This is a genomic window from Cohnella thermotolerans DSM 17683 (assembly GCF_000429825.1).
GTDB lineage: Bacteria > Bacillota > Bacilli > Paenibacillales > Paenibacillaceae > Cohnella > Cohnella thermotolerans.
The window spans coordinates 490822-506315 of sequence record NZ_AUCP01000001.1; the positions used below are offsets into that span (position 1 = coordinate 490822).

Genomic DNA, 15494 nt, shown 5'->3' on the forward strand with positions numbered 1-15494 from the left:
CGCAGACTCGCGTTACAGCATCGCGTCGCGAAGCAACACCTTCACGCCTTTAGGGGCATAGACGTCCAGCAACGCGCCGGACTTCCCGTTCACCTGGATCCAGCCGAGACCGGAGACGAACACGTCCAGGTTGTCCCCCGGCCGCACCCGCAAGCTGTGGCGGGTCCACGGCGGAACTTCGTCCAGCTGGTCCCGCGACGGCGGCGACAGCATCTCGCCCTTATGCTTCTCGTACAGCTCATCCGCCCGCTCCAGCTTCGTCCGGTGGATCGGAAGCGCGCTCGACACATAGGCCGTAAACGACTGATGCTCGCCTTCGACAAAGTCGAAACGGACGAGACCGCCGAAGAAGAGCGTCTGTCTCGCGTTCAACTGATACGTCGCCGGCTTGAGCGGTTTATCCGGAAGCACGGCCTGCAGGCTGCTGCGCGGGATCACTTCGGTCAGCCGGAACGGGTAGACGATTCCCGGCGTGTCGATGATGCTTCGGCCGTCCTCCAGCGGAATATGGACGGCGTCGAGCGTCGTACCCGGATACCGGGAGACGGTGAGCTCCCGATGAAGATCGCTATAATCGGAAATAAGCCGGTTGACGAGCGTGCTCTTCCCTACGTTCGTCGCGCCGACGACGTAAACGTCCCGGTCGCCGCGCAGCTCGGCGATCGTGCCGACGACGCGGTCGAACCCGATGTTGCGCCTTGCGCTGCAGAGGACGACATCCGCCGCCTTCAGGCCGTTCGCGCGGGCTTGCTTCTGCACCCAATTGCGAAGGCGGTTCCAGTTGGTGACGCGCGGCAGCAGATCGATCTTGTTGACGACGAGCAGCACCGGATTGCTGCCCACGAAGCGTTGCAAGCCGGAGATCAGACTGCCTTCGAAGTCGAACAGGTCGACGATATGCACGACGAGACTGTTCGTCGAAGCGATGCCGCCCAGCAAACGCAAGAAATCGTCTTGGTCGATGGCGACCGAAGACGCGTCGTTGTAATTTTTAATTCGGAAGCACCGCTGGCAAATGACCGGGTCGCGCCCGAGGGCGTTCTCCGGGACGAAGCCCGGCCGGGTCTTGTCGCTCGTCTGCAGGGCGATGCCGCAGCCGGCGCAGCGGTTAATCGTCGCTTGTGCATCAGGCAAGTTCAGCGTTCCTCCTTCTGCGGCCACAAGCCTTGCTTGCGAAGCCGCGACAGGGCGATTTTCTCGATTCGGCGGTTGATTTGCGTTCCCAAGCCTTCCTCGCCGGGCGCGATCGGCGTCACCAGAATCGTATGCAGCCCCATTCGGCGTCCTCCGAGCATATCGGTCAGCAGTTGGTCGCCTACGACGACGACCTCGGGCGCCTCCAGCTTCAGCAAGCCGAGCGCCCGGCGGAACGCGCCGCCCAACGGCTTGCGGGCTGCCGGTATGAACGGAATGCCAAGCGGAACGGCGAATCTGGATACGCGGGTCTCGCTGTTGTTGGAGAGAATGACGACCTGGAAGTCCTCGTGCTTCACCTTCTCCAGCCACGCCTTCAGCTCCGGCGTCGCGACCGGCGTCTTGACGCTCACGAGCGTATTGTCCAGATCGGTGATGATCCCACGGACGCCGCGGGCTCTCAGAGCGTTCAAATCAATATCAAAAACGGTGTTCACGATTTGATCCGGCAGCAACCGTTGGAACATTTCCCGGCTAATCCCCTGTCTCTAACGAAATGATGAACAAAATATACCACACCCCGCGATTCCATGCAAAAAGCGGGAAAGCTCGGCCAGCCGCGAGCTTTCCCGCCTGATCGTCGTTCGCGGAGCGGGCGGGGCCGCCCGAACGGGCTTTAGAAGACCGGTGAAAAACAGGCGCTTGGAGAGCGGATCGTTCTTCCGATCCCTGTTGTCCCCGGATTTCTCGGATTGGATAACGCGCTTGTTATTCACCACGCCTTTACAGCGCTTTGCGGATTCGCTCCGCCGTCTGAGAGAACCGCCGGTACGCCTCCTCGTCCACGTTCCCGCCCCCGTAACGCGCCGCTTCGAACTGCTTAAGCGCCCCTTCCAGATCGGGCTTCAGCGTTTGGGCGCGTCCGCCCCAGCTCTCCACCGTCTCCCGCAGCGTCTCGTGCGGATGGCGCTTGAAGCCTTTGCGCTGCATGAAGCGGACGAGGCTCTCCATCTCGCGGACGATCCGTTGATTGGGCGTATCGCCGCGATGCCTGAACGTTCTCCAGGAGGCAAGCAGCTTCCGGCGCTTCAAGACGGCGAACGCGGAGAGCGCGAGCAGAGCGATCGCGCCCGCTGAGGCGGCCGCGATCGCCGCCGTCTTCCGCCAGTCGCCTGCCGCCGCTCGCGGAGCCTCTTCCTCCGGCGTCTCCGCGGTGTCTGCCGGCGCAACGGAAGGCGCGACCGCCTCCTTCGGCTTCGGCACCGGAATGCTGAAGCCGGCGGTCGGCTCGAACGGCACCCAGCCATAGCCTTCGAAGTACGCTTCCGCCCACGAGTGGGCGTCGGCGTTGCGCACGGTGTACGTGCCGGCTCCGTCCGGATCGACGTTGCCGACGCCCCCGTACCGGGCCCGCTCTTCGTCGGCCGGGTTGGAGCCCGACGTATAGCCTTTCACCCAGCGGGTCGGAATGCCGAGCGAACGGGCCATCACGACGAAAGCCGTGGAGTAGTAATCGCAATAGCCTTCCTTGATTTCGAACAGAAAGGCGTCCACGACGTCCGAGCTTCGCTGCTTGCTCGTATCCGGCGTGTTCGTGTACGGATAAGTTGTCTGCAGATAGCTTTCCAGCAGCTTGAGCCGGTCGTAATCGTTGGTCGCTTGCTTCGTCGTCTGGCGGGCCAAATCACGCACGCGCTGCGGCAGCGAATCCGGAAGCTGCAAGTAAGGATCGAGATCGATCGACGCTTGGCCGTCCTTCGGAACGGCGGGCGTCTCCCGCAGGCGGTTCTCGTCCAGCTCCTGCACCTCGGAGACGACCGTGTAGGACTCCAGCGGCGTCGGCCTTTGGAACCGCAGCTCCCATTCTTCCGGATTCCAGAACAGCTTCGGATTGTTCCCGCCGTTGATCTCTTCGACCTCGCTGGCCGGTCCGGCCGCGAACAACACAGGATAGCGGTCCTTGCGCAGCATCGTCATCGTCTGGACGACCTCGCGCACGCCTTCCTTCTGCGTCCTCGGCGGATCGAGGGGCAAATTTTTCGAGCCGGGTTCGACGGGCTCCGTCTGCATGCCCTTGCGGTCGGCCCAGCCTTTGCCGGTGTAGACCGCTTTGGTCTCCCCCCGCCAATACGACTTCTGCGACGTCGTCACCTGCATGACGGGGGAATAATCGAATTGGAAGCCCCCGCCGATCTGCGAGTCGTTGCGCCCGTAGCCGGACTTGGAGGAGCCGCTTCCCCCGGAGGACGACGAGGAACCGTTGATCAGGTAGCCGCCTTCGCCCGCCATGCCCGGAACGCTCTTGTTCTGGGCTTCCATCCACAGCGTATATGGGTCTTCCAGCAGCACAGGGGCCCGCGGCATCAGAACGCCGAGCAGAATGAGGATGCCGATGACGAGCGCGGCCGGCAGCGCCAGTTCGAACGGCCGTTCCGCGAGCGCGGCCCAGCTGTCGTAATGCCGTTCGCGCAAGCCCTGCAAGTGAATGACGACGAGCCAGCCCAAACCGGCCAGCACGGCCAACGCGATGTGCGGCCAGAGCTCGTAAGGGAAATAGGAGTCCACGGCCGCCATCGTAACCACGGAAGCCAGAAGGACCGCGATCGCCCTGTTGCGGGTCGCCGCCCACGCCGCCAGAACGTGCGTCACGAGAAGAACGCCCACGGCAAGCTCGGCGAAGGGGTGGAATTGCTCCCCGTGCCAGACGATAAACCGCCTGACTTCCTCCAACTGGCGCCAAGACACCGGCCAGCCGTGCCACTGCATGGGCGCGAACGCGACGACGGAGAGGAAGACGCCGGCCAGTTGGATCGCCAGCCTCCCGGCGATCGCCCGCGAAATGAGCAGCTCCGTCGCCGCATAAACGGCCAAGGAGCCGTAAATGACGTGATACGTCTCGCTCCACCAATACCCTTTGAAGCATTGAATCCATTGTAGAACGAGAAGGAGGGCGAACAGCCGATGGAGCCGCTCCAGCACGAATCTTCTCCAACGGGCGGATTCCCTGCCGCGGCGCGCGGTCGCGACGATTGAATTCATAGGGCCCCCACCTCCAGCGCTTGGGGCAGCTCTTCCAGCCGGGAGATCGAGCAGCAATCCCAGCCTTTGAAATGGAACATGCGCTGCCACTGGCGAATTCGGTTCGCGTCCTCCGGCTCGGGAGCCCGCTCGGCAATGTGGACGTGCCCGGCGACCTGCCGCCTCGCCTCCAGCGTCTCCAGCGCCCGGGCGATTTCATCGTCGGCCTTGGGGCTGACGATGATGAGGAAGGCGCCGGTCTCGAACCGCTCGGAAGCTTGGGCGACCGCATCCCCCAAGGCGCCGCTTCCGTCCGCCTCGGCGTCGATCAGATGCTCGAACACCTCTTCGCGGACCGCCGCGGACGAACCCGTACCGAACCAAAGCCGCTCCGCTCCGGCGGAGACGAAGCCCGCAGGCATCATCATCTTCAGCGCCAGATCGAACAGCGAAGCCGCCGCGGACACCGCCAGCTCGAAGCCTTCCGAGGTCCGGTAGGAGGAGGCCCGGCGGTCGAGGAGGACGACGAGCCGCGGCAGCGCCTCCCGCTCGTATTCCTTCGACTTCCATTCGCCCGTCCGCGCGGTGGCGTTCCAGTGGATGCGCGACATCCGGTCTCCGTGGATGTATTCCCGGACCCCGTCGATCTGCGTCGTCTCGCGCGACCGGCTGGAGGCGACCTTCTTCTGGATGACGCCCGACTTCGACCTTCGCAGCATGCGCCAATCGCGCAAGGCGATCGTGCGCGGCGTCACCTTGATTTCGAGCGGCTGCTCGAAAGTCCCCTTATGCTCGAACAGGCCGAAAATGTCGCGCGTCGAGCAATGCGTCTTCTGGAACCGGTACCGGCCTCTTCGCAAAGGAGCAGTCTCGTAGACGAGCGTTCCTCTGCGGCGGTAGTCGGGAACGACAGACAGCTCGTAATCCTGTGATTCCGAGCCCGAGACGCGGGTCAGCTTCTCCCGCACGATCACGTACGGAATCGGCCAGTAGCCCGGAATTTGAATGGACAGCTTGATGCGCAGCCGCGCTCCGGCCGGAACGGTCGAAGAGGCGAACGCCCCGTCCTCCAGCGACCGGACGCCCCGAACTTGTCCGATCCCGCTCCATCTGCCGAGCAGCAAATAGAGACCAAGAGCGTTCAGCATGACGAACAGCATGAGCGACGTCTTGCCGCCCTGGAAGACGAGAAAAAAAAGGGAAGCCAAATAAAGGGCGGCGCTCCACCACCCGATTCGGGCAACCAAAAGCTTGCTCATCGTCAGCGCTCCATCCCGACCGGAACCGGAATTTGCCGCAGAACCTCCTGAAGGACACTGGCCGTCGTGGCGCCCTGCATGCGCGCTTCGGACCGCAAATAAAGCCGGTGGCTCAGCACATGCGGCGCTACGGCCTTGACGTCGTCCGGCAATACGAAGGCTCTCCGGCCAAGCAGGGCGAACGCCTTGGCGCACGAAGCGAGCGCAATGCCCGCGCGGGGGCTCGCGCCGAGCAGGACGGCCGGATGCTTCCGGGTGCCGCGGATGAGCGCGATCAAATAATCGGCGACGCTGCTCTCCAGATGGACGGCTTCGGTCGCTTTCTGCACGTCCAGAATGTCTTCGACGGACGCGACAGGCGTCAGAGCGTCCGCCGACCGGCTTGCGCCCGGCTCGGTGATGAGCCGCTTCTCGGACGCCTCGTCCGGATAGCCCAGCGATATTTTCATGAGAAAACGGTCGAGCTGCGCTTCCGGCAAGCTGTACGTGCCGTCGAATTCGATCGGATTCTGCGTCGCGAACAGGACGAACGGCCGGGGCAGCGGATAGGTTACGCCGTCCACCGACACATGCCGCTCCTCCATCGCTTCCAGCAGGGCGGATTGCGTCTTCGTCGTCGCCCGGTTAATCTCGTCCGCCAGCAGCACGTTCGCCATGATGGGACCCGGACGGAACACGAACTGCTCCTGCTTCGGGTGATAAATCGACACGCCCGTTATATCGGTAGGCAGAAGGTCGGGATTGCACTGAATGCGATGGAACGCGCCCCCGATGGAGCGGGCCAGCGCCTTGACCATCTGCGTCTTGCCGGTGCCGGGCACGTCTTCGATCAGCACGTGGCCCCCTGCCGCAAGCGCGGCGAGCATCCACGTAATTTCGTCCTTTTTGCCGAAAATGCAAGATTCCATATTCCGTCGTATGAGATCCAACAAATGTATCGCTTGCTGTTGTTCCATGCCCGAATCCTCCTATGGAATCTTGAGATATCCCTTATAAAACCTCCTTTATTATACCTGATTTTGGAGGGTACCGTAAATTTTGCAATTCTCCAAATCTGCATAGAAAAAAAGCCAAACCGCGTCGCGGCAGGCTTTGACTAAGTTGAGGTAAGTTCTGGAGACAAGCCGAACGCTTGCGTTCAGCCCTTCGGCTTGACGACGAGAGCGGCGAGGAACGAGAAGATGATCGCGGCTGATATACCCGCGCTCGTCACCTCGAAGATGCCGGTGATGACGCCGATCCAGCCGTCCCGCTTCAGTTCGGTCAACGCCCCGTGCACGAGCGAATTGCCGAAGCTTGTAATCGGCACGGTCGCCCCGGCGCCGGCGAAGCTGATGAGCGGCTCGTACCAGCCGATGCCGTCGACGACCGCGCCCGCCACCACGAGCAGAGCCATCGTGTGCGCCGGAGTCAGCTTGGCGATGTCGAACAGCAGCTGGCCGATGACGCAAATGCCTCCGCCGACGAGAAATGCCCACAAATATTGCATAGCTTAACGTCCAACCTCCTTGTTCAATGAGTCGATGATTCGGCTTCGATCGCGACGGCGTGGGCGATGCACGGAATCGTCTCGCCCTGCTGGTAGGACAGCGGGCTAAGCAGCGCTCCGGTCGCGACGACCAGAATGCGCTTCAGCTCTCCCTTGGCCATCCGCTTCAGCAGGTGGCCGTAGGTGACGACGGCGGAACAGGCGCAGCCGCTGCCCCCCGCCTGGACCTTCTGCTTCGCGACGTCGTAGACCATCAGCCCGCAATCGCGGAACGTCGTCTGCTCGATCGGAACGCCGTTGCGGCCCAAAATTTCCTTGGCGATGGGATGCCCCACGCCGGCCAAATCCCCGGTGACGATCAGGTCGTAGTAACCCGGCTCCCGCCCCGTATCCTGCAGATGCCCCTGGATCGTATCGACCGCGGCGGGGGCCATGGCGGCTCCCATGTTGAACGGGTCCTTGATGCCGAGATCGACGACTTTGCCGATCGTCGCCGCAGTGACGCGGGGCCCGGAGCCCGTCCGCCCCACGACGGCCGCTCCCGCTCCGGTCACCGTGTACTGCGCCGTCGGCGGCTTCTGCGAGCCGTATTCGGTCGGATAGCGGAATTGCTTTTCCACCGTGCAATTGTGGCTGCTCGTTCCGGCCATCGCGTACTCCGCAGCGCCGGAGGCGACCAGGAGCGAAGCGATCGCCAGCGTCTCCATCGAGGTGGAGCAGGCGCCGAAGACGCCGATATACGGCGCGCCGAACGTGCGGGCCGCGAAGGTGCTGCTGATGATCTGGTTGAGCAAATCCCCGCCTACGTAGAACTGAATCTGGTCTTTCTTCAGCTTCGATTTGCTGACCGCAATGTCCGAAGCCTGCTCCAGCAGGAGCCGCTCCGCCTTTTCCCATGACGGCTGCTGCAATTCCATATCCGGATGCACCAGATCGAAGTCGGAAGCCAGCGGCCCTTCGCCTTCGTCCGGCCCGACGACGGTGCCCGTCGACAAAATGACGGGGGGATTCGGATACAGCCACGTTCTTTGGCCGCTCAGCATGGCTTTACCCTCTCAGGCCGAGCAGCCAGTGAATGATGCCGATGAAAAAGGCGGCGACGACCCCGAACACGATGACGCAACCGGCGAGCTTGAACATGTTGGCCCCGACGCCAAGCACCAGCCCTTCGCTGCGATGCTCGATCGCGGCCGAGCTCATCGAGTTCGCGAAGCCGGTGACCGGAACCGCCGACCCGGCTCCCGCCCACTGCGCGATTTTGTCGTACACCCCGAGGCAAGTCAAAATGACGGACAGCAAAATCATGACGGCAACGGTCGGATTGGCCGCCTGCTTCTCGGTCATCTGGAACGCCGCCATGAAAAATTGCTGCACGCCTTGGCCGATCAAGCAGATGATGCCGCCCGACACGAACGCCTTCACGCAGTTTTTGAACACGGAACGCGCGGGTTCGCGGTTTTTGGCGAACGCCTTGTACTCCTTGGCGGACATGGATAACGGTTTGTAGGCGCCTGCGCCGCGCCCGGCTTCTTTGGTAGCCACGGTTCATTCCCCTTCCCTTCGCCATTCGTGCGGTGTCCGGTTCATTATTTGCCAAACAAGGACGAAGTATGACACCCGGGAGGTTATGCCCGTCTGCATCGGGCAATGCTGGTAAGGAAGGAGGGAATGCGCACATGTTGGATGCGGAAGGGTTGAAGGCGGAGAGCCGGAAGTTTTTTATCGGGGATATGAAAATGGAGTTGGCCGGGCTGCGGGAGCGATTCCAGTTGACCGACCAGCAGGTGGGCCAGATCGAGACGATGCTGCAATGGTCGTACAACAGCGGCTTCAACAGCGGCATGAGCCTCGGGCGGCAGTTGAACGTCCACGAGCTGATGACGCCCGACGTTCCGTCTTGGCGCTGAGAGATTCGATGACTTGGGAGGGGCCGGCGGCCCTTCATTTTTTTTGCCTGCCTCCGTACAGGCACGCATGGGCGTTCACCCACATACAATGGTAATGTTTCCCCGAGCGCTCCCGACCAATCTGCCGGAGGTGGACATTACCGTGCCCGGATTTTTTACCGCTATCGCGTTGTTCATCAAGCAATTGTCGTTACTCGTCTCCTACGTCAAAAACAACGCGTTCCCGCAGCCCCTGACCGAAGAAGAGGAGGCGTTGCACCTTCAGCGCATGGCGGAAGGGAATCCCCGATCCCGCAACCTTCTCATTGAGCACAACCTTCGCCTGGTCGCCCACATCGTCAAGAAGTTCGACAATACGGGAGAAGATTTGGAGGACCTGATCTCGATCGGCACGATCGGTCTGATCAAAGCGATCGAGAGCTACCAGCCGAACAAAGGCACGAAATTGGCCACGTTCGCCGCGAGATGCATCGAGAACGAGATTCTCATGCATTTGCGTTCCTTGAAAAAAACGCGCAAGGACGTCTCCTTGCACGATCCGATCGGAACGGATAAGGAAGGCAACGAAATTACGCTTCAGGATATTCTGGGCACCGAGCCCGACGAAGTCGTCGACAAGGTGCAGCTTAAAATCGAGAAAAGCAAAATTTACCGCAATCTCGACATTCTCGACGAGCGCGAGCAGGAGGTCATCCGCGGCCGCTTCGGCCTCGACGGCGGCGGCGACGAGCGGACGCAGCGGGAAATCGCGCGCGAGCTCGGCATCAGCCGCTCGTACGTGTCGCGCATCGAGAAGCGGGCGTTGATGAAGCTTTATCACGAGTTTTATAAGACGAAGCTGTGAAAGGTTTTGATAGCGCCGCAGCCCAAAATCCCGCCTTGGCATCAGCGGGATTTTGGGCGTTTTTGTTCCAAAACGTGCTGTCACGATTCGCTTATCAAGGCATGAAGCACCTTTCCGACGCTGTCGGAAAGGACATAATTCGCGATTAAAGAACGACATCCGGTTTTATGATTCCTCCGCAACTTTGGCAACGAGGCACAGGATCGGCCGACTCCAAGAGATAGGCTAGCGGATAGCTCGTCCGACAGCTTACACCGCTCCATACAATCAAGCATCGCTGGCGCTGGACGCCGGTCCGAACCTGCTGTACAGCTGCGGCGTTCGCGTTCCATCTCGCCGCCATTGTCCGGCAAAGCGCCTTGATAGGCAGCCATTGCGCAAGGCCTCCGGTTGATGGGATACTAGGAGATAAGTTTGGAACCGAATGGAGTGGATTTGTCGTGAAGTTCGCAAGACCCCCTTTATCCGAATGTTTCGCCGACCTTGTCGCCACCGCGAGAGGAGACCGCAAGGCTTCGCTGGTTGTGCTGAACGGCACGCTCGTGAACGTCGTCTCGGGCGAAATTTTGCGCGGCATGTCCATCGGCGTGCAGGGCTCGCGCATCGCTTACGTCGGCAAGGACGTGTCGCACCTGATCGGCCCGGAGACGAGAATCGTCGACGCCCAGGGCAAATATATGGCGCCCGGGCTGCTGGACGGCCATGCCCATATCGAGAGCACCCAGCTTACGGTGACGGAATTCGCGAGAGCGGTGCTGCCGCTGGGCACGACCGGCGGCTTCTTCGATCCGCACGAGATGGCGAACGTGTTCGGCATCGAAGGCATTCGCCTCATGCTCGAGGAAGGACGGCAGACGCCGCTCGCTTCCTATATGCAGGTTGCCTCCTGCGTTCCCGCGGCCGGTCCCGAATTCGAGACGACCGGGTCTTCCGTCGGACCCGCGGAGGTCGCGGAGGCGTTCCGATGGGGACCGGACGTGATCGGCCTGGGAGAGGTCATGAACTTCCCGGGCGTCGTCTACGGCGACGAGAAAATGACGGGGATTCTGAAGGAGACGCTCGCTGCGGGACGCATTGCGGACGGCCACTTCACCTGGAGCGCCGACGATTGGCGATTGCCGGTATATGCGGCCAGCGGCATTAGCGGGGATCACGAATGCGTGACGCCGGAGGATGTCATCGAACGGGTCCGTCTGGGGATGTATGCGAAAATGCGCAGAGGCTCCGCCTGGCACGACGTGGCAAGCACGATCAAAGCCCACACCGAATTCGGTCTCGATCCCCGCCGGATGATGCTCGTGACGGACGACCGAAGCTCCGAATCGATCCGCGACGAGGGCCATATGAACTTCGTCGTTCGCGACGCGATCGCCCAGGGCGTGAAGCCGATTACGGCGTTCCAGATGGCGACGATCAATACGGCCGAACGGTTCGGCGTCGCGCGCGACGTCGGATCGCTGACGCCCGGCAGCTTCGCGGACATCATTTTGCTGGACGGGAATTTGGCCGACGTCAACGTCGTGCTCACGATCGCGGCGGGCGTCGTCGTCGCCGAGAACGGGCGCATGTGCGTGGAGCTGCCGAAATACGAATACCCGGAGAAGGTGCTGAACTCGGTGCGCCTTCAGCCGAACGTGAAGCCGGAAGACTTCGCGATCCGGGCGCCGATCGTGGCGGGCGAAGCGACAGTTCGCGTCATTCAGGTGGTGGAAAACCACGTCGAAACGCCCGAGCTGAAGCTCCGGCTGCCGGTGGCGGACTCCCTTCTGACCGTCGGGGCGGACAGCGGGTTGTGCAAAATCGCCGTGCTCGAGCGGCACAAGGAGACCGGCAACCGCTCGGTCGGCCTCGTCGCGAACGTCGGCTTCGTCAAGCCCGCCGCCATCGCGATGACCGTCGCGCACGACAGCCATAACGTGCTCGTCATCGGCAATTCCGACGCGCTGATGGCCGAGGCTGCGAACGAAATCATTCGCCTGCAGGGCGGCGCCGCCGTCGTGACCGAAGACGGGACGACGTCCTTCCCGCTGCGGATCGCAGGGCTCATGTCCGCCGAGCCGTTCGAGGTCGCGGCCGAGCAGTCGGCTGCCATCAGCCGGGCGCTGGCCGATGCCGGGTGCACGCTGAACTATGCTTTTATGACGTTGTCCTTGCTGGCGCTCGTCGTCATTCCGACGCTCCGGTTGTCGGACAAGGGCCTCGTCCGCATCTCGGAGGAGGGCATCCGGCTGGTGCCGCTGTTCTGCGAGGACGAGTAACTGGAGGGCAAAAGCAGGCAGCCTCGAAAGGTCGCGGACCTTGGAGGCTGCCTGTTTTTGCTTTAGGACGGAGCTGTAACCGGATTTTTTGCACTAGCTTTGCATAAAAACTTCAGATCCTTGTCCAGGAGACTTAATGGGGATGTTTATTCAAATCCAAAGTCCCCTAAAGATGCCGAAGACGTTCAGACGGTCGGGAAAGTCTCGGCCGTCAGCCTGTGGGAAAATAGCTTGACAAATTGCGGCGCTTGGCGGCTTGTTAACCCGATTTTTTCAGGTGCAGCATTCCAATCGGCTCTTCGCTTCAAAGCCGAGTTTTACGGGTTAGAGATCGCCGTTCGGCGCCTTCCCTGCCGTCTTCCGCTTAACTCCCGACGGCGAGAGGTTCCGTCTCCCGGGGAGACACGTCGAGATCGTCCTGTTCCAGCCAGGCGAAGCCTTGCTCCTCCGGCAGCCGGTTTGCGGCCTCCGGCCCGTTCGAGCCGGCGGGGTACAGGTGCAGCGGAACCAAGTTCGACGCGAACGCCTCCTGCAGCGGCTGCACCCATTTCCAGGCCAGCTCGATCTCGTCCCAATGCGCGAAATACGTCGGATCGCCGGCCAGCGCGTCGTACAGCAGCCGCTCGTAAGCTTCCGGCACTTCTTCGGTTTTCGTGGAGAAACGAAGCGGAACCGGCTGCAGCTCTCCGTCCATGCCGAGAAGGTTCAATTGGAAGTCCACGCTCTCGTCGGGCTGAACGCGAATCGTCAAATAATTGCGCACCGGCTTGTCCGGCATATGCGCTTCGAGCGGATCCTTGAACACGAACACGATCCGCGTCGACTTCTCGCTCAGGCGCTTGCCCGTCCGAATGTAGAACGGTACGCCGCGCCAGATCGGATCGTCCAGCCAAACACGGGCCGCCACATACGTCTCCGTCTCCGAATCGGGCGCGACGCCCGGCTCGTCGCGGTAAGCGGCGAGCGCTTTGCCGTTCGCGACTCCGGCCGCGTATTGTCCGCGCACTACGTGCAAAGCCGCTTCGTCCTTGGAAATCGGATACGCCGACTCCATTATTTTCCGCTTATCGAAAATTTCCGAGTGCCTGGCCGTCATCATCAACAGCTGCAGCATGTGATTCTGGAACATATCGCGCAAAGCGCCGGCCCCGTCGTAATAGCCTGCGCGCGTCTCTACGCCCACCGTCTCGCTCGCCGTAATCTGCACGTTGGCGACGTATTTGTTGCTGAGCACGGCTCTCAGGACGGGATTGGCCGCGATCAGCGACTGCAGGTTTTGGACCATCGGCTTGCCCAGGTAATGGTCGATAAAATAAATGTCTTCCGCCGGAAACGATTCGTTCAACGATGCGTTCAGCGCCCGGGCGGATTCCAGGTCGCGGCCGAACGGCTTCTCGATGACCAGCCGGGTCGCCGCTCCCTCCTTCGCCAGCCCCGCGGACCGGATGTGCGCGGCGATCGGCCCGAAATGCTCCGGTGCGACGGACAGATAAAACAGCCGGTCGCCCGGAAGTCCGAGCTCGCGTTCGCGCTGCTCCACGGCTCTTTTCAGGCTTGCGTAGCTTTGGGCGTCGGTCGCGTCCACGATCTGATAATGAATCCGTTCCGCGAATCGCGCGATCCGCCCCGCATCCGCCTGCCCGCGCCTAGAGAAGCGCTTGATCGATTCCGCTGCGTGCTCCCGGAACAGCCCGTCGTCGTACGGTTTGCGCCCGAGCGCGAAAATGGCGAACGGCTCCGGAAGCTTGCCGTCGAGATGCAAATTGTATAATGCGGGGAACAGCTTGCGTTTCGCCAAATCCCCGGTAGCCCCAAATAAAACGAAAGTGGATGCCAGCATGATCGTCTCCTCCAATCCGAACCTCTATAGACGTTAACTGTAATAGGAATGATAACACTTTTGGAGGCGTTCATCATGAAGATCTCATGAAAATTGGAAACGAATTTTCATCTGGACTCTGGGGCGCGCAGCGACAGCGAGCGTCAAAGAACAAAAACAAGCGAACCCCGGAAGCCGCCATGACAAAAAACGAGCGGAAGACTATAATAACGAAGTACGGGTTTTACGGACCGATGAAATCATGAGGTGTTTTCTTTGACTTATATCGTATACGATCTAGAAATGACGGTGCGCCGCAAAAAAGGACAGGTGGCCGAAATCATCGAGATCGGAGCCGCCAAGGTCCGGGTCGCGGACGGGGTTCCGAGCATCGTGGATTCGTTCCAGGCTTTCGTCAAGCCGGTCGTCGTCCCCCAACTGTCGGAGGACACGATCTCCTTCACGGGCATTACGCAGGAGGACGTCAAAGGAGCGGAGACGCTCCCGCATGTCGTTCGCCGCTTTGTGGAATGGATCGGGCCGGAAGAGTATTACCTGTGCGCGTGGGGGCCGGACGATCACCGGCAGCTCGTGCAGGAGTGCCGGGAGCAGAAGATCGACACCGGCTGGATTCTCAACCATAACAATTTGCAGAAAATGTTGTCCAAGACGTTCAAGCTGGAGAAGCATCAGCAGATGGGCCTGAAGAACGCGCTCGAAATGCTGGAAATTCCGTTCGTCGGCTCGCATCACCGCGCGCTCGACGACGCGATGAACACCGCGAAAATACTCGTCAAGCTGTACGACAAGCTCCAGTTCCGCCGCAACAAGCTGTCGGACGAAGCGAAGCTGGAATCCGAGGTCGTGTACAAAACCGACCATTACGAGAACTTGCCGTTCGCTTCCCTCGCGCAGCTCATGCCGAACAAGCCCTCCTCGCCCTGACGACGCGGGCGCTCGCGCCCGCGTCGCCCGATCGCCGCCGGCGTGCGTCTAGCGACGCCCACGCCTCGGCGCCGGAAGGGTTGGAGGGTTTGTTCGTGCCATCAGCCGCGCAGCCACCGATGGGGCGGCGCACCGAGCAGGGCGGCGCGAACCGCGTCCCACGCCGTCAGTACCGCGCGCTGCAGCTGCCGCGTTCGCGTGCCCGCCGCCAGCCCGTCCGCAATCCGGTCGGCGAGCGACCCGTCCGCCCGGTCGGAGAAGACGGACAAAGTCGCCAGATGCGTGAAGCTTCCGAAGCATCCGGGCGCCCCGAGAAGCAGCTCGGCCGGATTCCAGCGCAGGAAGCGAAGTCGAACGCCTCCCCCCGCGCGGCCCTGCCGGGACAGATCAGATCGGCGGCGATGCAGACCGCCCCCGGCTCCAGCTCGATCTCCGTCGAGGACGCATACCTCGCTTCCCGAAACAACATGACCGGCTCCGGCATCCACTCCAGCACGGCATCCCGCGCCAGCCGGAACCGCATCTCCGCGCGCGCGTCCGACCGGGGGCAAGGGTGCACCCGCGTATACGCTTGATTCGTGACGTACAGCCGCGTCTTCTCCCCTATGCTCCAATCGAAGCCGTACCGGTCGCCGTTCAGCATGCCCGGCGAGGCATCCATTTGCACGACCGCCAATTGCGGGCCCGACGCGTCGTTCAAACCGAACGCCTTGGCGATCTTGAGCGGCGCCGTATGATAGCGCTTCGTCAGTTGCGGCTTGCCGCCGATCAGCGCAGCTTCGGCCTTCAGCACCGCCTGCGCGGACAAAAGCGGCACAGGC

The 15494-nt window shown here is 61.7% G+C and carries 14 protein-coding genes; 4 read left to right on the forward strand and 10 right to left on the reverse strand.

Annotated elements, in window-relative coordinates:
• Nucleotides 1-12 precede the first annotated feature (12 nt).
• The 8 genes from yqeH to spoVAC all read right to left on the reverse strand — a co-directional run bounded on the left by yqeH (nt 13) and on the right by spoVAC (nt 8442).
• Nucleotides 13-1140 (reverse strand): ribosome biogenesis GTPase YqeH, encoded by a 1128-nt coding sequence (yqeH, locus tag G485_RS0102345; RefSeq protein WP_084423077.1) that lies wholly within the window; start codon nt 1138-1140, stop codon nt 13-15.
• Nucleotides 1137-1661 carry a YqeG family HAD IIIA-type phosphatase gene (locus tag G485_RS0102350; protein ID WP_027091204.1) on the reverse strand — a complete coding sequence of 175 codons (525 nt, stop codon included), beginning with the start codon at nt 1659-1661 and terminating at the stop codon, nt 1137-1139. The genes yqeH and G485_RS0102350 overlap by 4 nt, the downstream gene beginning before the upstream one ends.
• A gap of 256 nt (nt 1662-1917) precedes the next feature.
• Complete coding sequence (locus tag G485_RS0102355) at nt 1918-4173, reverse strand: transglutaminase TgpA family protein (protein WP_027091205.1); 2256 nt, start codon at nt 4171-4173, stop codon at nt 1918-1920.
• Entirely contained in the window at nt 4170-5411 is a 1242-nt protein-coding gene (locus tag G485_RS0102360; protein ID WP_051317955.1) for a DUF58 domain-containing protein, read from the reverse strand. Before G485_RS0102360 ends, G485_RS0102355 begins: the two co-directional genes overlap by 4 nt.
• Nucleotides 5412-5413: 2 nt before the next feature.
• On the reverse strand, nt 5414-6367 hold the full coding sequence (locus tag G485_RS0102365; protein ID WP_027091207.1) for an AAA family ATPase: 954 nt from the start codon (nt 6365-6367) through the stop codon (nt 5414-5416).
• Between the two features lie 182 nt (nt 6368-6549).
• Complete coding sequence (gene spoVAE, locus G485_RS0102370; protein ID WP_027091208.1) at nt 6550-6900, reverse strand: stage V sporulation protein AE; 351 nt, start codon at nt 6898-6900, stop codon at nt 6550-6552.
• Nucleotides 6901-6923: 23 nt separating this feature from the next.
• Nucleotides 6924-7943, reverse strand: a complete 1020-nt coding sequence (spoVAD, locus tag G485_RS0102375; protein WP_027091209.1) for a stage V sporulation protein AD — start codon at nt 7941-7943, stop codon at nt 6924-6926.
• A 4-nt stretch (nt 7944-7947) separates the two neighbouring features.
• A complete protein-coding gene (gene spoVAC / locus G485_RS0102380) occupies nt 7948-8442 on the reverse strand; it encodes a stage V sporulation protein AC (RefSeq protein ID WP_027091210.1) in 495 nt (164 codons plus the stop codon).
• A gap of 134 nt (nt 8443-8576) precedes the next feature.
• Here spoVAC and G485_RS0102385 point away from each other — a divergent pair, with 134 nt between their 5' ends.
• From G485_RS0102385 to G485_RS0102395, 3 genes are all read left to right on the forward strand, one after another.
• Complete coding sequence (locus G485_RS0102385) at nt 8577-8807, forward strand: hypothetical protein (RefSeq protein WP_027091211.1); 231 nt, start codon at nt 8577-8579, stop codon at nt 8805-8807.
• Between the two features lie 142 nt (nt 8808-8949).
• Nucleotides 8950-9651 carry an RNA polymerase sporulation sigma factor SigK gene (sigK, locus tag G485_RS0102390; RefSeq protein WP_027091212.1) on the forward strand — a complete coding sequence of 234 codons (702 nt, stop codon included), beginning with the start codon at nt 8950-8952 and terminating at the stop codon, nt 9649-9651.
• Nucleotides 9652-10091: 440 nt separating this feature from the next.
• Complete coding sequence (locus G485_RS0102395) at nt 10092-11909, forward strand: adenine deaminase (RefSeq protein ID WP_027091213.1); 1818 nt, start codon at nt 10092-10094, stop codon at nt 11907-11909.
• A 364-nt stretch (nt 11910-12273) separates the two neighbouring features.
• Here G485_RS0102395 and zwf read toward each other — a convergent pair whose 3' ends face one another.
• Entirely contained in the window at nt 12274-13749 is a 1476-nt protein-coding gene (gene zwf / locus G485_RS0102400; RefSeq protein WP_027091214.1) for a glucose-6-phosphate dehydrogenase, read from the reverse strand.
• A gap of 246 nt (nt 13750-13995) precedes the next feature.
• On the opposite strand from zwf, the gene G485_RS0102405 reads away from it, so the two are divergent.
• Nucleotides 13996-14673, forward strand: a complete 678-nt coding sequence (locus G485_RS0102405; protein ID WP_240489037.1) for a 3'-5' exonuclease — start codon at nt 13996-13998, stop codon at nt 14671-14673.
• A gap of 166 nt (nt 14674-14839) precedes the next feature.
• On the opposite strand, the gene G485_RS28180 is transcribed toward G485_RS0102405, so the two are convergent.
• Nucleotides 14840-15490 carry an urease accessory protein UreD gene (locus tag G485_RS28180; protein ID WP_169732282.1) on the reverse strand — a complete coding sequence of 217 codons (651 nt, stop codon included), beginning with the start codon at nt 15488-15490 and terminating at the stop codon, nt 14840-14842.
• Nucleotides 15491-15494 lie beyond the last annotated feature (4 nt).

Excerpts from the sequence above, each read along its gene's own strand:
- G485_RS0102350 (WP_027091204.1), bottom strand. The coding sequence starts at position 1,661 with ATGTTCCAACGGTTGCTGCCGGATCAAATCGTGAACACCGTTTTTGAT.
- G485_RS0102355 (WP_027091205.1), bottom strand. The coding sequence starts at position 4,173 with ATGAATTCAATCGTCGCGACCGCGCGCCGCGGCAGGGAATCCGCCCGT.
- G485_RS0102360 (WP_051317955.1), bottom strand. The coding sequence starts at position 5,411 with ATGAGCAAGCTTTTGGTTGCCCGAATCGGGTGGTGGAGCGCCGCCCTT.
- G485_RS0102365 (WP_027091207.1), bottom strand. The coding sequence starts at position 6,367 with ATGGAACAACAGCAAGCGATACATTTGTTGGATCTCATACGACGGAAT.
- spoVAE (WP_027091208.1), bottom strand. The coding sequence starts at position 6,900 with ATGCAATATTTGTGGGCATTTCTCGTCGGCGGAGGCATTTGCGTCATC.
- spoVAD (WP_027091209.1), bottom strand. The coding sequence starts at position 7,943 with ATGCTGAGCGGCCAAAGAACGTGGCTGTATCCGAATCCCCCCGTCATT.
- G485_RS0102385 (WP_027091211.1), top strand. The coding sequence starts at position 8,577 with ATGTTGGATGCGGAAGGGTTGAAGGCGGAGAGCCGGAAGTTTTTTATC.
- zwf (WP_027091214.1), bottom strand. The coding sequence starts at position 13,749 with ATGCTGGCATCCACTTTCGTTTTATTTGGGGCTACCGGGGATTTGGCG.